The sequence below is a fragment of the Segatella hominis genome (assembly GCF_019249725.2).
In the GTDB taxonomy this organism is placed as follows: Bacteria; Bacteroidota; Bacteroidia; order Bacteroidales; family Bacteroidaceae; genus Prevotella.
The window spans coordinates 2,266,524-2,292,319 of the sequence record NZ_CP137559.1 but is presented as its reverse complement, the minus strand read 5'-3'; the positions used below and the strand labels follow the sequence as shown (position 1 = coordinate 2,292,319).

General features: G+C 43.4%; 15 protein-coding genes. 10 read left to right on the top strand and 5 right to left on the bottom strand.

The window, feature by feature from the left end; genetic code table 11:
- Positions 1–403: 403 nt before the first annotated feature.
- Complete coding sequence (locus tag KUA50_RS09485; protein ID WP_218458149.1) at positions 404–1,543, top strand: MFS transporter; 1,140 nt, start codon at positions 404–406, stop codon at positions 1,541–1,543.
- 66 nt (positions 1,544–1,609) lie between these two features.
- Here the strand turns inward: KUA50_RS09485 and KUA50_RS09480 are convergent, their stop codons facing one another.
- On the bottom strand, positions 1,610–3,277 hold the full coding sequence (locus tag KUA50_RS09480) for a PepSY-associated TM helix domain-containing protein (RefSeq protein ID WP_218458148.1): 1,668 nt from the start codon (positions 3,275–3,277) through the stop codon (positions 1,610–1,612).
- Positions 3,278–3,400: 123 nt separating this feature from the next.
- Positions 3,401–5,230, bottom strand: a complete 1,830-nt coding sequence (locus KUA50_RS09475) for a MutS-related protein (protein ID WP_218458147.1) — start codon at positions 5,228–5,230, stop codon at positions 3,401–3,403.
- 244 nt (positions 5,231–5,474) lie between these two features.
- On the opposite strand from KUA50_RS09475, the gene greA reads away from it, so the two are divergent.
- Complete coding sequence (gene greA, locus KUA50_RS09470) at positions 5,475–5,939, top strand: transcription elongation factor GreA (protein WP_022110133.1); 465 nt, start codon at positions 5,475–5,477, stop codon at positions 5,937–5,939.
- Between the two features lie 533 nt (positions 5,940–6,472).
- Complete coding sequence (gene ltrA, locus KUA50_RS09465; protein WP_218458242.1) at positions 6,473–7,918, top strand: group II intron reverse transcriptase/maturase; 1,446 nt, start codon at positions 6,473–6,475, stop codon at positions 7,916–7,918.
- Positions 7,919–8,184: 266 nt separating this feature from the next.
- On the opposite strand, the gene KUA50_RS09460 is transcribed toward ltrA, so the two are convergent.
- The gene (locus KUA50_RS09460) at positions 8,185–9,408 is read right to left on the bottom strand and encodes a transposase (RefSeq protein ID WP_217752555.1); all 1,224 of its coding nucleotides are present in this window, start codon (positions 9,406–9,408) and stop codon (positions 8,185–8,187) included.
- 164 nt (positions 9,409–9,572) lie between these two features.
- Here KUA50_RS09460 and KUA50_RS09455 point away from each other — a divergent pair, with 164 nt between their 5' ends.
- The 7 genes from KUA50_RS09455 (at position 9,573) to KUA50_RS09425 (ending at position 23,953) form a co-directional block, all read left to right on the top strand.
- Positions 9,573–15,371 carry a glycoside hydrolase family 88 protein gene (locus tag KUA50_RS09455; RefSeq protein ID WP_218457962.1) on the top strand — a complete coding sequence of 1,933 codons (5,799 nt, stop codon included), beginning with the start codon at positions 9,573–9,575 and terminating at the stop codon, positions 15,369–15,371.
- A 14-nt stretch (positions 15,372–15,385) separates the two neighbouring features.
- Positions 15,386–15,589: a hypothetical protein gene (locus tag KUA50_RS09450; RefSeq protein WP_218457963.1), complete on the top strand. Its 204-nt coding sequence runs from the start codon at positions 15,386–15,388 to the stop codon at positions 15,587–15,589.
- A 320-nt stretch (positions 15,590–15,909) separates the two neighbouring features.
- Positions 15,910–17,490, top strand: a complete 1,581-nt coding sequence (locus KUA50_RS09445) for an ATP-binding protein (RefSeq protein ID WP_218457964.1) — start codon at positions 15,910–15,912, stop codon at positions 17,488–17,490.
- A gap of 48 nt (positions 17,491–17,538) precedes the next feature.
- The gene (locus tag KUA50_RS09440) at positions 17,539–18,735 is read left to right on the top strand and encodes a hypothetical protein (protein WP_218457965.1); all 1,197 of its coding nucleotides are present in this window, start codon (positions 17,539–17,541) and stop codon (positions 18,733–18,735) included.
- A 46-nt stretch (positions 18,736–18,781) separates the two neighbouring features.
- Entirely contained in the window at positions 18,782–19,336 is a 555-nt protein-coding gene (locus KUA50_RS09435; protein WP_218457989.1) for a condensin complex protein MksE, read from the top strand.
- A gap of 2 nt (positions 19,337–19,338) precedes the next feature.
- Positions 19,339–23,019 carry an ATP-binding protein gene (locus tag KUA50_RS09430; protein ID WP_218457966.1) on the top strand — a complete coding sequence of 1,227 codons (3,681 nt, stop codon included), beginning with the start codon at positions 19,339–19,341 and terminating at the stop codon, positions 23,017–23,019.
- Between the two features lie 64 nt (positions 23,020–23,083).
- Positions 23,084–23,953 (top strand): hypothetical protein, encoded by an 870-nt coding sequence (locus tag KUA50_RS09425; protein WP_256624357.1) that lies wholly within the window; start codon positions 23,084–23,086, stop codon positions 23,951–23,953.
- 24 nt (positions 23,954–23,977) lie between these two features.
- Here KUA50_RS09425 and KUA50_RS09420 read toward each other — a convergent pair whose 3' ends face one another.
- Both KUA50_RS09420 and KUA50_RS09415 read right to left on the bottom strand, forming a co-directional pair.
- The gene (locus KUA50_RS09420) at positions 23,978–24,511 is read right to left on the bottom strand and encodes a nitroreductase family protein (protein WP_218457967.1); all 534 of its coding nucleotides are present in this window, start codon (positions 24,509–24,511) and stop codon (positions 23,978–23,980) included.
- Between the two features lie 42 nt (positions 24,512–24,553).
- Positions 24,554–25,774: an ATP-binding protein gene (locus KUA50_RS09415; protein WP_218457969.1), complete on the bottom strand. Its 1,221-nt coding sequence runs from the start codon at positions 25,772–25,774 to the stop codon at positions 24,554–24,556.
- Positions 25,775–25,796 lie beyond the last annotated feature (22 nt).

Below are 25,796 nucleotides of genomic sequence, written 5' to 3'. Positions count from 1 at the left end.
GACTTTTCAATGCTTTCCTTTTTCAGAAAATACGTTTGGTGATGGCAAAATTACGCCAAAAGAGGCTAAGTATGGTGGATTATATGTAAAATTTTAGTGGATTATCTGATTCTTTTCGGAAAAAGGCTGTTTTGTGCAACTAAAAATTACAGTTCATATTATCAGGGAGTTTTTGTTTTGATTAATAGATATATGCCATGACAGTAACGATAACCAAAAAGCCTCCGGGACAATCATATTTTATTCCAAAATTACGTTAAATCACGCTTGTGGATTTTCACTTGCGAAACTTTTTTAGATAAAAAAACAATCCGTTCCTCCCTGCTTTTCATTTTCTTTTTGTAATTTTGCACCCCGAAAAAATAAGATTGATTTGATATAAAAGGATAATACACAGAGAATAATGAAAAAAGGATTGTTTGCTCTCGCCTTGGGTACTTTCACCCTCGGAATGGCGGAATTTATTATCGAGGGAATTCTCACAGATGTGGCACACAACATGAATGTGAGCATCCCGCAAGTGGGTCATCTCATCTCCATTTATGCCCTGGGCGTTTGTGCAGGAGCCTTCTCCCTGATACTGATGCACAAGTATCGCCCTAAGAATATCCTGCTTTTTCTTACGTCGTTGGTGGTGATAGGAGCCATTATTGCCACTGTTGCCCCTAACTACTGGCTGTTGCTTTGCGCCCGCTTTATCCAGGGCTTGCCACATGGTGCTTACTTCGGAACGGCAACGATCGTGGCAGTGAAAATGGCCAAGGAAGGCAAGGAAACCAAGGCGGTGGCAATGATGTGCGCCGGAATGCCTTTCGCCAACCTGATGGGTGTTCCGCTCGGTACATTTCTCAGTCATACGATGTCCTGGCGAGTTCCTTTCCTGATGTCCGTGATATTGGGACTGCTCACTTTGTATATGATCTATCGCTGGGTACCTAATGTAGAGGCATTGCCCAATAAGGGAATGAAAGCACAGTTCAAGTTCATGCGCCATCTGGCTCCCTGGCTCATCATCGCAGCCACTTTCTTAGGCAATGGCGGCATACTCTGCTGGTTCAGTTATATCTCGCCTTTATTGCAGTGGAACGGCGGGTTCAGTGCTGCCAGCATTTCTGTACTGATGATTCTTGCAGGATTGGGTATGGTGGTAGGCAATCAGGTGAGTGCCTTGCTTGCCGATAGGTTTAAGCCAGGACGTTTTACCTGTTATCTCCAGTTCTTGGCAGCTGTAGCCCTGCTTGCCACTTTCTTCCTTTCCCACATAGGATGGGTTTCGGCTGCCATGATGTTCATCTGCTGTGCCTGTCTTTTCGGAATCGGTTCGCCAGAACAGTTCCTGATAGTCAAGCATAGCGAGGGTGGCGAGATGCTCGGAGGCTGCTGCATTCAGGCGGCATTCAATTTGGGAAATGCGCTTGGTGCTTTCTTCGGAGGAATACCTGTGGCAATGGGATTGGGTTATCATTTCCCTGCTCTTATCGGTGTACCTATGGCTTTGATGGGAGCCGTCTGCCTGCTGGTCTTCCACAAAAAGTATGAATAAACATAAAAAGAGGGTGTGTCATGGATTTACGACACACCCTCTTTTTATGTTTGTTCTTGTGTAAAATTATTCCTTGTTTTTTGATTTCTTCTTCTTTCTTCGATGTAAAATAATATATCCGGAGATTAATACTAAGGAAATCAGCAGTCCGGAGATAAAGACGAAGAGGTCGGAAAGCGGACCCAAGAGGGGAGAATAGCATCTGCCCACATGCAGTTCGAGGGCTACATTCCAGAGAGAAAGGGGAGTGCGGGATAGTAATTCAGGCGTGGAAACAGGAATGTCTGCGCCCTTGCTATAATCGAAAACTACCGCTCTGCCACCGAAGAAATCCTTGGAGAAACCGCTGGTCAGTGTACTGGAAATCGGAATCATCGAATTGTCATGATGAGGCTTCCCAGTGGAGTAGTCCAGGATAAGTTCCTGCTCCGGATACCAGCGGAACAAACCGCTGAATGAACCTATCAGCCAACCGCCCTTGCCGTCACTTTCAAATACGTTTACTCCCATCGGACTCACCTTTGGAGTCTGGTTTTTGTCGAGCAGTCGTGGCTTCTGACTGAAGGATTTATCTACATAGAGAAAACCCTCAGAGGTAGATACAAGCCAGTTGTTCTCAGCCGCATTCCATCGGATGGCACGGAGTTTGTCGTGCCATACATTGCCGTCTTTTATCTTCTGCTCAGTCTTGTTGAGAGCCAGTGGAATCATCAATGGTGGGCGCAGGCACATACCGGTAATCGCCAGCCAGAGGGTGAGAATGATGGTGGTATAACCTATCTTGTTGTGCCATTTCGCATTCCACACCATCCGCTTGCCGAGAACCTTCATCCTTTCCTTGATTTCTGTAGGATTCAGTTCGCTTTCCTTCAGTTTCTTATCCTTCAGTCCGTTTACTAACAAACGTTTTTGTCTGCGGATGCGATAGGGTAAAATAAAGAGGACGATACCCGTTAGCGATAGGATGATGAGTACGACGGCGATGGCATCTACCACCAGTCTGCCCGTAAGTCCGAAGGAGGCTCCGCTGTGCAAAGCCCAGACAGTCTTGAATAATGATTCCGTTGGAATAAAACCATCTGGTTGGGCAATAATACTTCTTTTTGTGTAAAAACTATTTTCAGAATGTGCGGATTGTATTTTTGCGAAATTGTCCGATTTTTTATGGGTTGTAATTTCGTAAATGGCAGAGCGAGTCAGGGCTATAACATTCATGCTGTCTGGAGTAAGTGTGATGTCTGCCATCCTTTCATGATGATTAGGGAGAGGGAACTTGATCCATCTTCCTCCAAGGGTATTCTTCCCATGAACATCATTCCTCTTCGCCTTGTCAGCTTCGAAATAATAAACGTCCCGAAGGGCAGCGCACCAGATTCTTCCATCTTTGGTACAGACCAGATGGCGGATGTTTCTCTCATCTATTTGTTTCGGAAGTCCTCTGTTGAAATCCTCCCAGTTTTGCATATTGCTGTCTGTAAGCCATACGCCTGCATAGCCATACGCCAGGATGCCCAGAGGCGATGGGGTAGAGCCTTTGATGATACCATTGTTGAAGTTGCGGATATGATAGGCAGGAGGCAGTAAACTCCTGCTCACGGCACAGTCTGCAAATAGTTGGCGGTGGTTCAGGATAATGCCTGAAACGCAGAATACCAGCATGAATACGGACAGTACGAGTCCGAACCAGCGGTGGTATTTCTTCCATGTAAAGTGCTTGTTCATTCTATTGTTCATTATCTTTTGTATTTTTTGGGATGCAAAGGTACTGATAACCCCCGATTCGTGCAATACCTAAAAATAATGATTTCAAGCCCTGCGCCGTATTTATTCTGTGAGATGGGCAGGGAACCTTTCTGCTTATTCCCCGAAGTTTTTCTCCAGAATCTTATTTAGCAGGAAGGTGGCATTCTGGTTTCTTGCCACGCCTCGCTGTATCTTATAAGTATAGGTGACATCCGTGCCTAAGTCTATCTCGAAACAGAAGTTGTGGAACTTGCCCGACGGGTCATTCTCCATCTTGGAGAGTTCCAGGTCGTGGGTGGCAATGATGCCGCTAACAGGCAACTTGGCGATGGCTTCGAGGAATTTTCTGGAACCGTTCAACTTGTCCAGCGAATTGGTGCCCTTCAGAATTTCATCAAGAATAATGAGGGTTTTCAGTCTCTCGCTTCTCTCACCGCTTGCACTTCCCTTGCAGAATTTCAACAGTTCTTCCAGTCGGATCAGTTCTGCATTGAAGTAAGAGATGCCATGCGTCAGGTCGTCTGTAGTTCTCATGCTGGAGAACATTCTGAAGCGGGAAATCTTCAGATGGTCGGCAAAGACAGGCATTCCTGCCATCGCTAAGATATAATTCACGCCCAATGAACGGAGGAAGGTACTCTTGCCCGCCATGTTGGCTCCCGTGATGATATAGTAGTTGCCGTCCTTGACCGTGAAATCGTTCTTCACCGCCTTGGCACCGAGGAAAGGATGATAAAGGTTCTTTCCCTCGAAGATGATTTCTGGCAAATCTTGCAGTTCCGGTTCGTTGGCTTCGGGATGATTGTATCGGAAGTCGGCCATTGAAACCATTGCATCCATCTCGCTGATCACGTTCATCCATTCCTCCATCTTCACCATATAGGTATTCTTCCATTTCAGAAAACTGCGCACCAGGAAGAAGTCGCTGAGCATGAAGGCATCGGTGAAGAACAGACCGAGGAAGTTGCCCCGTCGGTCGTAACCCTTCAGTATCTTTTCCAGTTGGGCGAATGATGGCAATGCATCGGCGAGCGATTCCTGCATCTCCCTGCCCAACTGGCTCTGGAAATCGCGCTGGGCGATGAGACGGAGAATCTGTGAGTAGGCGATGAGCTGATGACGGAGCTTACCGCCATTACTGTCTATCTTGTCGAGGGTTTGCTTGCAAACGAAGAATACCACCATGTACTGCAGCATGACCCACCACAGGGGGATGTTGATGGAGATGACGGAGCAGATAGAAAGGACGACAGAACCGATGATGCCGATGATTGCCAGCCAACCGAGGACGAGTGAAATCGGGGAACCAAACCATCCCGGTACTTCCATCTGGGAAACTTTCTGCATCGCCTCAGCCACGGCTGCTGAATCTATCTTCTTGCAGTTTCTTTCGCCAAGTGCCAGAAAGTCCATGCGCCAGTCGGGGGTTGCGATTTCCTTCTGCAGTTCCGCTCTTTTACGAATTTCCTCCAGAGAGAGAGGGGTTTCACGGGTGAGGTTGGCAGCTAATCTGTCAGAACCGCCCGATGTGATGGTGCGGCAGATGCGGTTGAAGAGGGAATCCTTGCCGAAGACATCGAGGTCGAAGGCATAGGAATGCTGCGGGTTCAGATACTGTCCGCCTGTTTCAAAAGGAGAGAAGTCACCCTCCCAGGCCTTGATTTCATTCTGATAGACCTTGAGCAGGGCAGCCAGTTGTTCTATCTTCTCCTTGTGGCGGTCGTCGATGCGGCGGATAATGAAATAGACTGCCAGGCACAGAACGGCTCCCACCAGAAAATGACGGGTGTCGCCATCGCATGCAAAATAGCAGATCAGGAAACTTAGGATGCCTCCGAAAGCCAACAGTTCGCCTGTGATAAATCCCGTATTCTTGCGCTTCAGGGCAGTCAACTCCGAAGCATATTGATTTGCGTATTTCTGATAATTCTCTTTGATATTCATGATTGTCTGCTTGTTTTATTTGCCATGTATCAGCGATAGATGATGGCACGATGATAAACTGTTTATGGGGTGCAAAAATAGGGATAAAAACAAAGCTGACCAAATAAAGTTACCTATTTTTAAGTCTTTTATGCGAATATTTGTGGAATTTTTCTTTGTGTTTCCATTTATTCCCCGTACCTTTGCACCCCAGAATTATAATCAGTCAATAAGAACGATAGAAAAAATATAAGTTTAGAAGATTATGGAATATATGTCTCAAGAAGGCTATGACGAACTCGTAGCCGAGCTTCAGCACATGGTGAATGTGGAGTTGCCAGCCGTGCGTGATGCTATCGCTGAGGCTCGTGACAAGGGTGACCTCAGTGAAAACTTTGAATATCATGCTGCCAAGCGTGAACAGGGTAAACTGTTGAGTCGGATCAGCTTCAAGCAGAAGGTCTTGGAGAATGCCCGTGTCATTGACAAGTCCCGTCTTAAGAGCGATACTGTAGGACTGTTGAGCAAGGTAAGAATTACCAATCTTTCCACCAAGTGCAGTATGACCTATAGCATTGTCAATCCTCATGAGGCGGACCTTCATAATGGCAAAATCTCTATCAAGTCTCCTATCGGCAAGGCTCTCTTGGGTAAGAAGGCAGGCGAAGAAGTAGTGGTAAAGGTACCTGCTGGCTTGCTCAAATTCCGCGTGGAAAGTGTGGAATTATAATGCCTCAGATAGCGTGGCACTGTAATGAGGATTATTGAGGAATAATCAGAAAATATTGTGGAATTTTTGAATATAGGGAATGGCTGAATTTCGGTCATTCCTTTTTTTTGGTATGCTCGGCATGAGCTTATTCTAATGGGTGCAAGTCCCTAACGAGCCCCAATAGCGGGAATCGTATAGCCAATAGCAAGGGTGTCCATTGCGAGGTGGAATCTGAAAGAAGCTTGCGGCAAACATCTGACCTAACGCACAGAAACTTCATACAAGGCATTTGACCATGGATGAGATTGCCAAACAAATCAAAGTCCTATAGCTATTCGGAATGGTTGGTGTAAATGAAGTGGGTATAAGATGGAAAGAATAAGCCCTTATCCGAGGAGGTCTCACGGACATGGCGATTAGTTGCTTTTACGAAAGTCATGGAGTAAAGCTTGCCGTGAGAAGTCAGCAGATGCCATAGTAGTGGAGTTCTCGATAACACTCCATGAAGGGCAGAACCTATAAATTAAACGATAGTAATTGAAACGTACCTTATGAAGGAAAGAATGCAGAAAACATTGGCAGAAGTCAAGGGCTGCCCACAGAAAGATAGGACGGAATCCGAAGGATATGTGGGAGCGCAGACCTTCATGTGGATATGTGAAGACAACATCGTGGAAGTACCATTCGATAAGGAACACCTATTGGAGCGCATCATCAGTCCCGATAACTTGCTCAAAGCCTACAAGGCAGTGCAGCGTAACAAGGGCTGTAGCGGTATCGACAAGATGTCATGTGAGCAAATGCTCCCTTGGCTCTTGGCTAATAAGGATGTCCTAATCCGTTCCTTGCTTGACGGTTCATACCGTCCGAACCCAGTTAAAAGGGTAGAGATACCCAAAGACAATGGCAAGATGCGCCTGTTGGGCATCCCCACGGTCATAGACCGTCTGGTTCAACAAGCCATCAATCAGACCCTAACCCCCATCTATGAGCGCCAATTCTCTCCAAGAAGCTACGGCTTTCGTCCGAGAAGAGGTTGCCATGATGCCCTGAGAAGTGCGCAGAAAATGGTCGATGAAGGCTACATCTATGTGGTTGACCTCGACTTGGAGCGTTTCTTCGACACGGTGAGCCACAGCAAACTCATAGAAATCCTCAGCCGCACGATAAAGGATGGCAGGGTAATAAGCCTTATCCACAAATATCTCCGCAGTGGTGTGATGAACAAAGGAATGTTCGAGACAAGTGAGGAAGGCACTCCACAAGGAGGACCGTTAAGTCCGCTTTTGAGTAATATCATGCTCAACGAGTTGGACAAGGAACTCACACGTCGAGGTCTCCCTTTTGTTCGCTACGCCGATGACTCGATGATATTTTGTAAGTCCAAGCGTGCAGCCAAGCGCGTGAAGGAATCCATAACCCGATTCATCGAAGGAAAACTTCATCTAAAGGTGAACAGGGATAAGACATTTGTGTCCTATGTGCAAGGTGTGAAATACCTTGGCTACTCCTTTTATGTAATGAAAGGCAAATGCCAACTCACTGTGCATCCAAAAGCCAAAGCCAAGATGAAAGCCAAACTCAAGGAGTTGACTTCCCGAAGCAATGGTTGGGGATATGCCAAGAGGAAGCAAAAACTTGAAGAGTACATAAAGGGTTGGGTAGGTTACTATCACCTTGCCAACATGAAACGTTTTCTCATAGACATGGATGAGTGGCTAAGGCGACGGCTACGTATGTGTATATGGAAGTCGTGGAAGAGGGTGAAAACGAGAGTTGCCAACTTGGTAAAGTGCGGTATAGACAAATACCAAGCTTACATGTGGGGCAATAGTCGTTTGGGTTATTGGCGCATAGCTGGCAGTTATATACTATGTCATGCGATAACCAACGAAAAGTTGAGCATGGCAGGCTATGCTACACTGATGGGTTCATACATCGAATGGCACCCAAAAATAGGAACCGCCGTATGCGGAACCGCACGTACGGTGGTGTGAGAGGTCGGAAAACGAAAAGTAGGAGAAAAACTACTTCGTTTTCCTCCTACTCGATTAAGTTTTTAATCTTGTGAATGTTACGTTTTCGTAAACGATTACGTATTCTTTTAACGTATTTGAAATATATTATAATCTGTTTTTTTGTAATTTTGCAGTCGGAATTGCACAGGGGTGTGCTTTTCCACCATGATGATTGATATAATCAAGATGATGTTATAAACTCAATAATTCAATAAACAATAGTTCGTTAATAATTCAATAATGTGCTAAGCAGCTATACGCTGTAAGCACGAGAGATCTTTGAAAATCTTGCTAATTAAAGTTCGGTTCGGGGTGTACCCGCTTGCTTTAAAAATTCGTTTCACCAGATAAATGTTGGTCATCAGTGACTTGAATGAAGACATAGAATATTCCATTCCCATCTCCTTCATAGTTACCTTGGCAACATTTAGTGATGTGAACGAAGCATTGAAAGCAAAATCGAGTTTCCACTTATCGCGAGCCTGGCAGTCCATAAGACCAGTATAGCCTTTGGCGTCACGAAAGCAAAATTCGATCTGGAACCTGGTTCTATAATAAAGAAGTACTTCTTCACCCGAAAGTGAGGTGTCTGTAGAGAAGAATAGTTTCTTCTTGCCATTCGGCATCTGCCAGATGACAAGTCTAACTTTACACCTGAGTGCCTTGGAATAGGCTATCAAAGTATAAGCTGTTCCTTCTATATCTTTCATCTCCATCTTCTCCATTCGAGTGAGGTCAAGATTCTTCATATCAATCTTGCCATCCTTGGTCTTGGGGCGACCACGTTTTCCAGTACGTGGACCAGCATAGACATAAAAGAGACAAGCATTGTCACGAAAGCGGCTTATCAAAGAGAACCCTTCTTTCTTTATCCCATTAACAAATGTACTTGTAGAGAAGTAAGCATCTGCAACTATGAGGGTTGAGAGTTTAAGAAGTTCCTTGCGGTAACGCTTAATGACGCTGATATAGAAATCTACCATAGTCTTGTTTCTAAGACTCAGTTCTTTATTACTTAGCGACTGGTGTGCTTTTAACATCATGCAGTCTTTGGCATCAATATCAATGAGGCCAATACCCATGATTTCGAGACCATGTTTAACAGACTGAGCACATCCTGACCAAAAACGACCGATATGTGGTGTTTTCTTGCCAGCTTTACTGATGTAGCTGGGATCAATGGCAATAGCCCATCTTCCCTGTTTACCCAAGAAGCGCTTGGCAAGTGAGACATTAAGTTTGAGCCAATCAATGCACTTCGACTTTTTCAAGCCGAATGCGTTGCGATAGGTTTGCTCAACATGCAAGCCATACCTCCCCATTTGGGTGAAATTTATCTTTCTTGGTATTACCATGAACAAAATTATCACCTCGATGAGTATTTTCTCGAAACTTTTTGTTATCTTTGCAGCTGAATCTTCAACTGCATCTTTAAAGATATCCATATATTGGTCAAGTCCTGTATTCATGTAATATTGTATTTGTCGTGATCTACAAAGTTACTGAAAATCAGCGACTTGACCAACTTTTTACAGTTAAGTTTTCATAAGCACTTCTTAATATAAGTTATTGATTTACAGACGATTAAATATTAATTTAACGCAGTATTGAATAAAAACCATACAAAAAGTAAATGAGACACCTAACTCGTATGTCCCGTAACCTCTCGAGATGGGGGGGCGGTTTCACTTATTTGTATCTTTCCCTAATGCTCCTGTGCTTCTGTGCCATAGGAGTCAAGGCTGCAGATACTAATGGGAGTGTAAAATTCAATTCTGGCGTCCGCTATTCGCAGTGGGCGATTAATTCACGACTTCACGATTTCTATGGAAATCAAAAGAAGTTCGGTTTTGATTATTACGACAATAATGGTAATAAAACGACACCCGTTACTTGGTACAAACTTGATGGAACGACTGAAGTTGGTCGATCTTTCGACTATGTAGCTGGTCTTGTAGGTAAAGCTTCTCTTGAAGCAGCCGATTTCTATGAGAATTTCGACTGGTCAAAGCCTTGGTTCTATGCTGCACAAGGTTATGCTACTGGCACACCTTATGCTACTTCGAGTATAACTCTTGACAACATGAATGCAGCCAAGATGTATTTTCCTATTCTTGCAGGAAAATTAAAATCTCAAGAGGCTACAACTGTTGCTAATACTGCGATAAATGCTGTCATCGAACACATGAAAACCTATAATACAACATACATTATAGGTAGTGGAAAAAGCGCATTGGACAACACTAATGCTAACGATGTTCAGAAAACGATGTTTGGCGGATGGTTCCACAAATCTACAGACTATACAGATCAGATGTGGTGTGATGGTCAGTATATGGGACCTGCCTTGCTTGCTCAGATTATCAAGCATACAGGCAAGACAAATAATATTTCTGACAATGACTGGGATATTATTGCTAAGCAATTTTCTATCACATGGGCGCAACTCTACGACAAAACTACAGGTTTGCTTTATCATGGTTTTACTGCTAATCCTGGTGATAATGCTTCTTCTTCATGGGCTGGCATCGACAAGGAAAAGGGAATCTATCACTCTGCATCCTTCTGGGGTCGTGCCAACGCTTGGTATTTCCTCGCATTGGTTGACATACTCGAAGTAATGCCAACAGATAATACTTATTATAACACTTTCAAAGGTTATTTGACAGACCTTGCTGCAGGAATAAAGAAATATCAAGATGAAACTACAGGTTGCTGGTATCAGGTGATGGATAAGGTTCCAGCTTCACTTACTGGTAATTACCTTGAGGCATCTTGTTCTTCTATCTTTACTGCCGGTTATCTCAAAGCTATCCGTCTCGGACTTCTCGACAAAGCAACTTACGAGCCTATCGCAAAGAAAGCATACGAAGGATTGGTAAATCAATTTATGGTTTATGACAATAAAGACAACAGTACGATTCAGTTGGTTCATAGCTGTACTTCTGCAGGTCTTGGAGGAAAAGATGGTCGTGCTGGAGATGATAATTATTACCTGAAAGGTAAAGATGCAAGTGTTGTAACATCTTCTGAACCAACATCTCAATATTATTATACCGAGGGCAAGGTTCTCGGTGGCTTCATCATGGCTGCTACTGAGTACGAGCGTGCTTACCAAAACCAGGACAGCAAGCAGATTCTGTTTGCCAAGGACTTAGCTCCAAGTTATGACTTCACTACTACTGCAGGAACCCTCGATGCAACTGCTTATGGTGATGGTACCGTTTCTTATCAGTGGTATAAGGATAATGCAAAAATTGCAAATGCCACATCTGCTACTTATACTCCAAGAGAAAGTGGAAATTATTACTGCGAAGCTACTGCTAATGGTAACACTACTATTAAGACAAGCGAAACAACTGTAACTGCCAAAAGTAACTCAAATACTGATAATGGTAGCACAGATAATAATGGTGGTAGTGATAATGGATCTGCGAGTGATGGAACTGTAACTTTTTCAGCTGATCAACTGAAAAACTATTCCTCACCAATGACAGATGCATCAAAAATAGTTACAATTGCTACCTTAGCAGGTTCTGTTAAAAAAGAATCTGGTGGCGATATCAAAGTTGCAAATAGCGCAGCATTTACAATTTCAGTTGCAGAAGGAAAGTACATCAAAAGTATTACCTATACAATAATGAATAGTGGTAAAGGCGAACTGACTTTTGATCCAACAGATGCCAAAAGAGTCACAAGTTCTGATAAACTTACCTATACATACAACTATTCAGACAATAAACTCAGTACTGTAACAGCAACAAATAGTGCCAATAAGGGCGGAATTCAGGTTACATCTATTAAAGTTGTTTATGGAACTATTTCTTCTGTTAAGAAATACACAGTTTCTGCTACAGCAGGAACAGGTGGTTCTGTAACCATTGCAAATGCAGGTACAACTGTCAACTCAGGTTCAGAAGTAGAGGAAAACACCTCTCTTACATTTACTGCAACACCAAACGAGGAATATGAGTTCGTAAACTGGACAGATGCAAGCAACAAGATCGTTAGCGCAAATGCAACTTACACAACAACTGTAACTGCTGCGATTTCACTTACAGCCAACTTCAAGGCTAAAACTCCAACTGGAGATGATGTTATCTACAACTGGAATACCATCGGTAGCCAGAAAGAGAATATCGCTGTTACAGATGGAACAAAAAATATAAATGGAACTCTTGTACCATGTATAAACTTCGGTAGTAACTATGATGTCAGAAGATATACCTATATGTCTATCAAGGACAAGTATAATGGTGGTTTTAAGGTAGGCGATATTATCACTATCACTGGCCTTTATACTGGTCCTAAAACAACAGGTATTGGTATGGAAATCCATACAACAAGAGATGGCAAGGCAGTCTTTAGCACACCTTATTATGATAAGGAACTTAAGACTTATACCTATACACTTACTGAAGACTGTGACTCACTCTTCTTCGGTCGCTATGGTGGAGCTACTCCTAATGTAACCGTACTGAAGGTGGTTCGTCCTGCAGCTTCGGCAAAGCAGCGTCTTTCTGCCAACTTCGATACCAATAATATCAAGGTGGTAACAGGTACTACGTCCATTACACTTCCTAACCTCACCGTTAAGGCAGGTTCTACAGAACTTACTGCAACAAGCGATTACTCTGTAAGCTATGAGTCTGATGCAAACGAGATAGCAACCTTGAATGGTACTCAGGTGAACTTCGTATCAGGAAAGACCGGACTGGTTACTATTACGGCAAAGGTAACTCCTAAGGATGCAACAAAATACGAGGGAACGGAAGCTTACTATCAGATTCTCATCCAAGATCCAACTCCTCTGAATATTTCAGTAACTGATATTGATATGAATACCACAGATGCTGAAATCAAAGAGCCAGTTGTGAAAGTTTATGGCGAAAATGATCAGCTGTTGAAGTTGGGTACTGATTATACTTTGTCATATTCGGCTTCTAATGGTGGTCCTGTATCATTCCCTGACGGAAAACTGACTGTAGCTGGTAGTAAATACAACTGGACAGTAGGTGTTTCTTCTATCACTGTGACTGCCACACCAACAGAAAGTATGGGCAAAGGCTATACGGCAGGAAGCGTTGACTTTACCTATACTGTCACCAAGGGCTTGATTACACCAAAGTTCCTGGATGTTTTTAGTGGTGCAAATATCAAGTTGGCTGTAAAGACAGGTGGCAAGGACAATTTCAATACCTTCACTGTGCCTCTGATTTATGATGGAGAAGATGTTAGTAGCTATTTCGACTATACTTACGAAATAACATCTACTTCAACTGCAAACACGCAGAATGTGAATGGTAATATGCTGACTTACTATCCTAAGAATGCTGGTACTTACACAGTCAAAGTGAGTGCAACCGTTAAAAAGAACGAAAAAGATCCTACGTTGGACTATACTGATGTGTATGCAGCTCCTTCCAGCATCACGTTCATTCTTGATGTAAAAGCAAATTATATCCGTCCTGTAGTGAAACTCAATCCTGTCAGTGTCAACATGTACACAGGAACAAGAGAAGATGCTCCAGATGTTACGATCACAGATTATAATACAGGCAAGGTCATCGACGAGAGTAACTATCACGTTTCTTGGACAACCTTTACTCCGGGTATCTGTAAGGTAGATGCCAATGGCAACATTGAGGCCGTCAGTGAAGGTGATGGTAAGATTCGAGTTGTTGTAAAGGGTGACAAAATGGAGAGCACTACTGCTTTCTTGAAAGTCTTGGTTGATGATCCTGCTATGTATCGTGTAAGGGGAACTGGTGATTATGGTAACCAGAAAAGAATGTGGAACCAGGATAAGACCTTGTCTGTAGTTCTTGGTGGATGGTTGTTCCCTAATCCTGTTGCGACTAATGGCCCTGAAAGTTCTCCACAACAAGGTCCATCAGCAGAAGGACTGTCTGCAGCTTCTCATTGGGGAACAGATAAAAATTTGTCATCTTTGCCAAAATGGAAACTTACAGGCTTCGATTACTATGTAGTTGGTGATAAAAACAAGAATGCACGTCAGGAGAATGGTTCTAATGCTCTCCCTGAGACAACGAATATCTATAGTGCAGACTTCAAGTCATATACAGGAACCATCAAGGATAATATGTTTAATGTACCATGTTCAGGTTCATTCCTTGAGTTCAACCCTGCTACAAACGGAAAGGTAACTGTACACATCTTCCAGAATGGTGCATTTGATAGTGGAGTTTATCGTCCTCAGCGTCGTGTGTTCGTCATGGATGAGGCCGGCAATTTCGTAGAATCCGAGGCTCATATCGAAACTACAAGTGGTAAGCCAACTGGTGGCATTCAGCCTATTTCAAGCTACAAGTGGGATTTGAATCCAAAGGGTAAAGATACTGCTCCTACTATTGAGGAGGTAAGAAGTCACTTCAATGGCATACCTAACACATTTGATATGACGGCTAATGCATTCAAAAATGATGTTTATGAGAGTCTCCTCAGTAATGATCTTGTTCCAAATGCAGCTGCAGGTAAGGGAAATGGTTCTCTGGGCTGGTCTGTTCTCGCAGACTCCCCTGTTACCTATATTTTTAAGGTAAAGGCAGGTAAGACCTACTATCTCTACAACTTCGGTTCGAAGATTGGCTTCTATGGCTTCTCATTCGATGAGGGTGAAACAAAGCCAACTGTTGATCCGGTAAATTACAATGCTGACGATGCGAATGCAAACAATGTTGTTGAGAAAACTGCAGAGGGTCATGTGGCACAGGTGAAGATTGAACGTAAAATGGTAGCTAATCGTTGGACGACTTGCGTTCTTCCTTTCAGTCTCAACAGACAGCAGGTGGACGCTATCTTTGGTCCTGCTTATAGTGCAACAGCGAAGGAAGGTACTCAGATTCTCTACTTCGACCATATTGAGGGCAACAAGGCATACTTCGTACGTCACGCTTACAATACAATCGTTGCTGGTAAGCCATTCCTTATCAAGCCAACTAAGAATATTGAGAGCATCAATACCGCAGATGTTACTGACTATAAATACGTTACCATTGAAAATATTGAACCAAATGACTGGTGCAAGAGTAATGGTTATGTTTGGACATCAAGTTACAACACCATGAATATTGCTAAGAACGATTACTTCATCGGTGCTTCTGATGGCAAGTTCAAGGCTTATTCTGCAAATTCTGGAACAGTCAAAGGCTTCCGCGGCTTCCTGAAAGCTAATCTTCCTGCAGGAGCAAAACCTGTGATGTTGAGCATCAGTACCAGTAGCATTACTGATGGTAACGATGGCGAAACAACAGGCATTGAAGACTTGATTATCACTACTGATGGTGAATTGATGCCTGCTAATAGCAGAGTATATAATATCAATGGTCAGCTGGTAAGTGAGGATGCAAGTAGCTTCCAATCATTACCAAGTGGTATTTATATCATTAATGGTAAGAAATATATTAAGTAAGAACGATTATAATCATGAATAAAAAAGTATATTTACAGCCACAGATAAAATGTGCTCCGTTACCGATGGAAAACTTGCTGGCAAGTTTATCGCGTCCTGAAGTTACTGACAATACTGGCAATACTGATGGTAAACCTTCTCTTGAAGACGGAACGCCAGGAACAGATACTGCCAAGGAGCACTGGGGTAGTATAGACTCCTGGGATTCCTGGGAATAACCCACCAATCCCTCTATAAATAATTAATCGCCCTGAAAAGGCTGAGCATTCATCGCTATTTAGAAATGAAATGCTTGAGCCTTTTCAGGGCGATTTCTTTTATTCTCCTTTGATTTCCCAATCCTCAATATTACCCTTCGAAGAATCCAAGTTGATACCTACTTTCACAATCGGCTTGTCACAAGGTTTTCTCATGATATATATGCAGATAAACACTTGATTTTGGAAAAAAATACTGTAATTTCAACTTTTTTATCAAACAAGCATTTTATTCAAAAAAAAATATGTAAGTTTGCACTTAGAAATAATGATGAGTAATTATGGTAGAGACAAACGATAGAAAATTGCCTGTAGGCATCCAGTCTTTTGAAGAAATTAGAAAAGGCGAATACCTTTATGTTGATAAGACTGATATCATCTGGCAACTTGCCAATAGAGGGAAAAAGTATAATTACCTGAGTCGCCCGCGCCGCTTTGGTAAGTCTGTGCTTGTCGATACACTTGAAGCCTATTTCATGGGAAAGAAGGAACTCTTTGGGGGCTTGAAAATCATGGAGTTGGAGACAGAATGGGTGAAGCGACCTGTTATCAGACTCGACATGAGTCAGGCTGGTGCAGAGCCAAAAAGTGTAAGAAGCTATTTGGATGATGCTTTCCATACTTTTGAAACGGAGTATGGAATAGTTGTACGTCCAGATAGTTCACTTGCTGTAAGATTTAAGAACATCATAGAAACTGCTTGTAATAAAACAGGCCAGCAAGTAGCAATTCTTATCGATGAATACGATTCTCCATTGCAGCATTCTTGGAAGACTCCTGAGCACGAGGCGTGCACAAGTGTCTATAGAGAAGTGTTTGCCGTCTTGAAAGCACAGGACAAATACGAGAAGTTTGTCTTCATTACGGGTGTCACTAAGTTTACACAGATTTCCCTTTTCTCTGTGCTCAACAACTTGAGTAACATCAGCTTTAATCCTGAATATGCAGCTCTCTGCGGTATTACCAAAGAAGAAGCTCTCCGTGATTTTAAGCCTGAAATTAGTAAATTGGCAGCTAAAAAAGAATGGACTTTTGAAGAAACCGTAACACAGTTGACAACTTACTATGACGGTTATCATTTCAGTCATGAAAACATGGTAGATGTATTCAATCCATTCAGTCTCATCAATGCCCTCTCTGATTCTGATTTAAAGAACTATTGGGCTTCTTCCGGGGCGACCTCGCTGCTACCTAAGTTTGTGGACAATATAGAAATTAGAATGAAAGATTTTGAGAATTGTCCTATAGACAATGATACATTAGAGACTTCTGATGTGACAGGTGGTGGAGCAGAACTGTTCCTCTATCAGTCTGGTTATCTCACAATAAAAGGATATATGGAAGGGATTTATTTGTTAGGCATCCCAAACAATGAAGTTCGCAAGGCTCTCTATAAGATAGTATTACCTGCCTTGACATTGAAAACGAATGCCCAAGTAATATCTACTCAAAATATGTTGTTGTACTCCCTGAAGCTTGGCAATCTTCCTGAAGTCATGAAATGTCTGAAAGCTCTCATAGCCGATGTTCCTTACAGCAATAAGAAACTGGCGAGCATGGATATGGAAGAGCGATACCGCCTAATTCTGAGTAGCATATTTAATGCTATCGGATGCAGGGTGGAAGTAGAAAAAATGATTGCTACAGGCAGAATCGATATGGTGGTAGAAACTACTGGTTTTGTGTATGTTCTGGAACTGAAATTAAGCAATAATGGCGGTGTAGATGCTGCAACAGAACAGATAAAAGCCAAGCTATATACAGAACCTTTCAAGGCAGACAAGCGCAAAGTGATTGCACTTGCCATAGAACTGGATGATTTGGGAAAAGGATTGATTGATTGGAGAAGGGTGGCTGAGTGAAAATATTTTCTGCTGAAAAATAAAAATAGATATTAAATAGACAGGCCAATGGGAACTTTCCGATCTATAGATGAACTGATCAGAACGCTTGAGCGAGAAAAGATTTTGCTGAAGGAAATGTTTGCGAAGCGACATTCCCTTCAGTTTCGTTATGACTATGCTCTGGAAATGACTGAATACAAGGAGGAACGAATCCGTTTCCTGATAGAGAATGGGGTGATTCGTGACACGGGCGACTGTCTGGAGATGGAGGACGTGTATCAGAAATTCTTTGAGGATGTACTGGAAGTGAATGAGGAAATCAATGTTTCTTCGGTGCGTGATTATATCTCTGTCTTGAAGGAGAATATCGACTATTATCTCAAGGAAAATAATGAAACTCGCAAATATAAGTATCTCAAGGAAGTGCGCCGATGTCTGAAGACGATAGCTTTGGCCACCGTTCGTAATGTCTTGGACCTGAAGCGTAATATGGATAATACTTATAAGAATGAGCCTAATTACGAAATCAAAAAATCGAAACTCCAGCGACTGGGCGAGAAAATGAAGAACATTTCCCAGCTCATCACCGAGAGTGAACGGGTGATAGATACCGAACATGTATTCTTCTCCATGGCGATGGATGTGCAGATGAAGAATGTGGTGAATGATGTGCGTTTGCAACTCAACGAGTCTTATCACAATCTCCTGGAGATAGAACGCCAAATCATCCAATACCTCAATATGATAGATTATCAGAATCGTATCTTCGAAAAGGTGAAGAAACTGAAATATTTGAAAGATCAGTTTCGGTGGGAGGAAGCCACGGATGTAAGACAGGTCGTTGCTGCCCGAAATGCTGTCTGGATGGAACCGCAACCTAAGTATTACATCAAGTTGTCGATAGATAATCTTCGTACATCCGATGAGGCTTTACTGTGCATCAATATTCTTTCTGAAAAGCTAAAAAAGAGAAAGGGACGACGGCTGGATCATCTTGCAGAACCTATCCCAGATGATTATCTTAAAGGTAACAAACTGAAGTTGGAGGCTGTGAATCTGCAGGAAATCTATAATGCCTTTTCGGCATCGAGTACCCATCTCTTTGCCTTCGTGATGAATTATCAATATGATAAGAAACAAAGCAGGGAGGATAAACTTGTATATTTTTGCCAGATAGCTTCACAATATGTGGATAAGTTGAAATTTACTGGCAATTATGCAGAGGCTGACGGAGTGGAATATCCTGTGATACTTCCGAGATAGCAAGATGATTCTTTCTACGATAAAAGAAGACAGAACAATGAATAAATTGAACTATACAGAAGAAATCTTTAATATTCTGAGCAGAGGCGGATTTATTTCCAACAATAGTGTTCAGACGAAAATTAAGCGATATTATGATGCCATAGAGGAGCAACAGGCTGAATATGATGAGTATTATAATGGTATCGGTTTTCATCTGGAGGCGGGTGATGGTTATTTCTTTTTTACTCGCAAGGAAACGAAGGTGGATTTGCAGCGCAAGTTGGAAGCGGTGAGCAAGTGGATAGATTATCTCACCTTTCTGAAGACTTATAATTCTGCCTTCGGATCTGGTTTGGTATTCTCTGCGGCAGACATCGTGGTGAGAATCAATTGCGATATGGAACTGAAGGAATTGGCAGGAAAACTCTTCAGCGAGAAAAAATCATATGATGAGATAGTGGAGAAACTGATCAGTGAATTGGAACGAATGGGATTCATTGAGCAGCAGGATGAAGTGGAGAAGACCTGGAAGGTGCTGGCTTCATTCCATTATATCGAGGAGTTGATAGATTGCATATCGATTACCGATGATACTGATGAAAAAGAAGAGGAGGAATAGCTATGAGATATCTGAATAAAATCATATTTCTGAATAGTGCCCATATTCCATACGCCGAGGTGAAGCTCGATGGAAATGTTCATTTCATTGGCACACAAGGTGTGGGCAAGAGTACCTTGCTCCGTGCGTTGCTGTTCTTCTATAATGCAGATAAGTTGCGCCTGGGCATCCCGAAGGAGAAGAAATCGTTTGATGCCTTTTATTTTCCTTATCCCAATTCATACATCGTTTATGAGGTGATGCGTGAGAATGGTGCTTATTGTGTGCTTGCCTTGAAGAATCAGGGACGAGTGATGTTCCGTTTCATCGATGCCCCGTTTGATAACAAATGGTTTATCGATGAGCATAAACAGGTGTATGGCGAGTGGAGCCAGATACGTGAGCAGGTGGGTAAGCATGATATATCTTCGCTCGTAAGCAGTTATGAGATGTATCGTGACATCATCTTCGGCAACAATCGACGCCAGGAACTCCTGTCTTTCCGCAAGTATGCCATCGTAGAGAGTGCTAAGTATCAGAATATCCCCCGCACCATCCAGAATGTTTTCCTCAACACCAAGTTGGATGCCGATTTCATCAAGAATACCATTATCCGCTCGATGAGTGATGAGGATAACAGCATTGACCTCAACTTTTATCGTGAACAGATTAAGGAGTTTGAACAGGAATATAAGGACGTAAGTCTTTGGACTAAAAAGGAGAAGAATGGAGAGGTGCTGGTTCGCAGGATGGCGGACAAAGTGATAGATGCTTATCGCACCTTGCTGAATAATCGGCGAAGGATTAGTGAGGGACGCAGGGAACTCAATTATGCAGAGCGTGTGGCCCAGGAACTCCTGCCGCAATATCGTCTTGATATTCAAGAAAGTGAAGCGGAGTGTAATCGGGTTAATCGCCTGATAAGTGAGGAACAGGAAAAATATGGAAAGGAGCGTGATAAACTCTCTCGTGAATTGGGAGTGCTTGATGATAAACTGAAGACAACCGCCACCAAACGCAAGTATTATGAGGAAATTCATATAGAAGATATCTTGCAGCGAGTAGAGCAGGAAACCATCATCGAAGAAGAGCGCAAGCGGCAGCTCGCAATGAAAGCGGAACTGGAGAAATCTTATCAGAATGTGGTGGATAAGTATAAGGCTCTGCTCGAACAGCTCGATATGGATTTGCGTGCTTTCAGAAACAACAAGACCACCTTGCTCAATGAGCATCAGGCTGCCTTGGTGACCCAGAAGGAAACGCTGTTGCAAGAATTGAGAAAGGCAGAAATGGAAACCCGTGAGGTGTTCAGGGAAAAAACTTCGTCTGTGGATGAGATGATTGCGCAACTGGTGCATGATGAAACTGCCTTGAAGATACAGAAGGCGAAGGTGGCTCACGAAAATCCTTTTGCCCGGGAGATGGAGACGAACGAAAAGGAGTATGCTGAATTTACAGCCAGACAAATTCTGGTAGAAACCGAGAAAAGGGAAGTGGAACTGCGCATTGAAACCTTGCGTCAGGAAGCTCAGAATGAATTGGAAATAGCTGATCTGAAATATCAGGCATCGCTCGATGCTCCCAAAAAGCAGAAAGCGGAGGTGGAGGATGAAATCAGAAAACTCCAGAGTCTCCTGGAAAAGAGCAAGGGCTCGTTTTCCGAATGGCTCGACCAGAACAGAAAGGGATGGCAGGAGAATATCGGAAAAGTGGTGGATGAAGAAACGATACTATATAATGATGTATTGAATCCGCAATTGGTTGCTGATTCATCAGCATTGTCTTCATCTTCATCATCGGCTTCTCTCTATGGCGTAAAGATCAATCTGACTGCCGTAGAGCGAAAATTCAGAACTCCCAAGGAATTGAAGGAGCAACTCGCAGAAAAGGAACAGCTTCGTGCTGACATTATCAAGCTGCTGAATGATTTGCAGAACCAGCATGAGGAGAATCATAAAACCTTGAAGGGAAAATATCTGCTTCAGATAAGAAAGCTGAATGAATCGCTTCATGCTAAAAAGGCTGAAATGCAACTGTTGCCTCAGACGGAAAAGAAGCTCAAAATGCAAGCGCTGGAGTTGGAAAAACGTTTGGAGAAATGGCGTAACCAACAGCTGGGTGAATTGGAAGATAAGCAGAATGCGCTGGTTGCCGATAAGGTGAAGAAGGAAGAGAATAAACACCAACTGGAGATGGATTTGCAGCGCAAGCTAAAAGCTCTCCAAACGGAATACAACAGACAGGTTAAGCAGGAAACACAGACTTTTGAAGTCTTTGCCAACGATATTCGGGCGCAGATAGAAGAGAAGCAGAACCAGGTGGATGCTCGCAAGCAGGAACTTCTGAAGGCCCAGCACGATGAACTGCATGGCAAGGGTATGGATACCCAGGCTTTGGATGCTTACAACAAGCGCATAGCAGAACTGGATGCTGAGTTGACATATATCAGAAAGAATCGTGATGTGGTGGCGGTTTACAGGAATGAAAAGATAGAACTTTTTGACCAAGAACCTGCCGTAAGACAGAATCGGAAAAACAAGGCAGAGGCTAAGACTATGCTTGAGGATAAATTCAGGCAGCGCAGTGAACGCCTACAGTTGCATTTGTCTGAGGCACAGAGTCAACTGACTAAGCAGCAGACTGCTTTGAAAAAGCTGGATGCAGGATTGAATGCAGTGAGGAGTTTTAGACGTGACGAAACCTTGTGCCCATTGGAAAGTAATGAAATAGAGGAAAAGATCACCACCAAGGATTGTCTGACTATCGTGGAAGAATTGAAGCGCCAAATCTATGAGGATGGTCGTTCGCTCGACAACTTCAAGAAGCAATCTCAGCAATTCTTAGGTATGTTCTCTGCTCATAACACATTCCACTTCAATGTAAGTCCGGTAACAGAAGAGGAGTTCATCGCTTTCGCATCCAATCTCTGCGAGTTTGTGGAGAATGATAAAATCTCGGAATATCAGAAGCGCATCAGTGGAAGATATACCGATATCATCTTCCGAATCTCCAAGGAAGTGGGCGATCTGACCCGTCGGGAAGGCGATATCGGCAAGACCATCAACGATATCAACCACGATTTCGAGGAGCGGAATTTCGCAGGTGTTATCAGGGAAATCGCCTTGCGCCCGTTGAAGACCAACGACCAGTTGATGCTTCTCCTCTTGCGTATCAGAGACTTTGCAGAAGAAAATCAATTCAATATGGGAGAGATGGATCTCTTTGCCACTGAGTCACGACAGGATGTGAATGCCAAGGCGGTGAAATATCTGCTTGCCTTTATGAAGGGACTTCTGGATGAGCCTAACCGCAAGCAGTTGCAGGTGGCTGACACCTTCAAGTTGGAGTTCCGCATCAAAGAAAATGACAATGATACGGGATGGGTAGAGAAGATAGCGAATGTGGGTTCTGATGGCACCGACATTTTGGTAAAGGCGATGGTTAATATCATGCTCATCAATGTGTTTAAGGAGAAAGCATCGAAGAAATCGGGCGATTTCAAGATTCATTGCATGATGGACGAGATAGGCAAGTTGCATCCTAACAACGTGAAGGGAATCCTCGACTTTGCCAATCGCCGCAACATCCTGCTGGTGAACAGTTCGCCAACTACCTATAATGTGGAGGATTATAAATATACCTATCTGCTCAGCAAAGACAATAGGGCAAATACTAAGGTTACTCAATTGATTAAGAGATTATAAAACCTCTTGCGTGTAGAAATATCGGATGATATGAAACATTTGATGATATGAAATACTTGATGATATGGAAAAGTTAGGATTGGGCGATGCCCGACAGATATTAGCGATGTTGAAGGGTGAGGAGATTGCTTCGTCGAAGCTGTCTCTTCGCATGACGGCTTTGCTGAGGCAGGAAGGATTGTTGATGTTAAAGAGCAATGGGAGTAGATGCAAATATCGTATTGTCGAGGCCATGCGAGAGGGTTGCCGTACCTTGCTATCGCAGGAGTTTGGCTTGAAATGTTCTTTAGAAGAATGGATTTCTGCTTCTTCCTCTATGCAGACGAGGGCAGATATGGTTAGGATGGTAGGTGATTCAAAGGCTAAGAAGGTGAATACATTTCGTGGCTTTCTGGTAGATTGCTATGTTCGGATAGATGCTATGCTGAATGGAAAGCCATTCAGACTTCAGCCGATGGAGGGCAGCTCTGTTTTCATCAATCAGCCGGATCTTTTCGAGATACTGGAAGATGTGATAGTTGTGGGTATGGAGAATGCTGAGAATTTCATGCAGATTCGGTCGCAGCGTTGGCTTTTCGATGCCCTGTTTCCTGATAAGCAACTCTTGTTTGTCTGCCGTTATCCACAGGAAAACCTGGAGAATCTCAGGTCATGGCTTCTCCACATCCCCAATCGTTACGTTCATTTTGGCGATTTCGATCTGGCAGGAGTTCATATCTATCTTTCAGAAATTTATGCCCATCTGGGTAATCGGTCTTCCTTCCTGGTGCCATCTGATATCGAGGAAAGATTGGCCGAAGGCAATGCTGCGCTTTACAATCAGCAATATGCCAGATTCAAGAATATGGCAGTAACGGATATCCGCCTTCAGCCGTTGGTCAATATGATTCATCATTATCGCAGGGGATATGAGCAGGAGGGGTATATAAGATGATAGGGATATGATTCCTGATGGAGATTATTTCTGATAATAATTATAGGAAATATTCTCCTCTTTCCACTTATCCTTTGCTGTCACCTGATTCTTCGGATATCCGATGATGAGGGTGTTGAGCGGAATCATCGTCTTGGGCAGATGCAGCAGTTGCTGCATTCCCTCGTATCGTTCTTTCAGAGGATAGAGGGCTGTCCATACACAGCCAAGCCCCAAGCCGTGAGCCATCAGCAGGATGTTCTCCGTGGCTGCCGAGCAGTCTTGAATCCAGAACTCCTGCTCGATGCCTTCCAGCGTCTTGTCCATGCATCCGCAAACCACAATGGCGAGCGGTGCCTGCTTCACCATGCCAGCATAAGGACTGAACTGTGGTATCTGGTCAAGAATCTCTCTGTTGTTGATAACCACAAAATGCCAAGGCTGCTTGTTGCAGGCCGATGGAGCTGCCATGCCGGCACGCAGCATCATCTCCACCTTCTCCTGTTCTACAGGCTTTTCTGTATAACTTCTCACCGATGTACGGCTCATAATATTTTCAAAAATCTGATTCTTTTCCATCTTTGTTTTTCTATGTGAGTCTTATTCTTGTCTTTAGGCGAATTATTGCATTCTTTTAGGCGAATCATAGCATTCCATAAGCCAGTCGAGCACATATTCTTGCTTGATTCCATCATGAAACTGGACGGGGTCGTTGTCCAGGGTGAGCAGATATTTTGGAAAATTGTCGGAGATGGACTTCAGGGGGGCCAATTCTCTCTGCATCGTGGTCTCATCCCTTACGCTGAGCGATACCTGATAGTATGCCTTGTGTTCACCAATGATTACCACGAAGTCTATTTCTGCATCACCGGCTTTGCCTACATAGATTTCTCCGCCTCGTCGTGCTAGTTCCAGATACACGATGTTCTCCAGTACGTGCCCCAAGTCGCCACCTTTGGTGCCATTGATGACTTGGCGCAGACCTACGTCGGCAAGATAAAGTTTCTGTCCAGTCTTCAATAGCTGCTTACCCTTGGCATCATATCTCTGTACAGGGTAGAAGATATAGCTGTCGGTGAGGGCAGAGACGTAGTTTTCTATCGTATGAGATGTAGTCTTTTTTCCCAGCGAGGTCATGGTGTCGCTGATGCGCTTGATTACGGATATGTTGCCTATATTGTCAGCAAGGAATCTTACCACACTTTGCAACATCATCACATCGGTTATCTTCTTGCGGCTCACCACATCTTTCAGTACGATGGTATTGTAGAGACCTGACAGGTATTCACGCACCATCTCTCGGTCTTGGCTGATTTGGGGAATGTATGGGAAGGAACCCAGTTCGATGTATTGGCGATAGGCGAGCTCTCGGGAAGTATGGGCAGGCTGCGTCTGTATGAATTCTCGGAAGGAGAAAGGGAAGAGCTTGATTTCGATGTATCTTCCGGTGAGCAGGGTGGCTATTTCGCCGGAGAGCAGGTAGGCATTGCTGCCAGTAACGTAAATGTCTACGTTGTCTAGCAGGAACAGGCTGTCTATCACTTTCTGGAAATTTTCCACCATCTGCATCTCGTCAAAGAAGAGATAGTTCATTTTGTCTGGGCACAGGTTCTGCTTTACGTGCGCGTACAAAATTTTATAGTCGAGGAACGGTTCGTTGTCGAGATCCTCGAAGTTGAAGTTCTGTACTTGTTCTTCGGATACTCCATCCGAGAGAAGTTTCTCCCTAAACATCCTCAGTAGCGATGACTTGCCGCAGCGTCGTATGCCTGTTACTACCTTGATGGCCTTCTTATCTCTCCATTTCTCCAGGAGATTCATGTATTCTTTGCGCTCTATCATATTCTCTTTATGTTCTATTTAT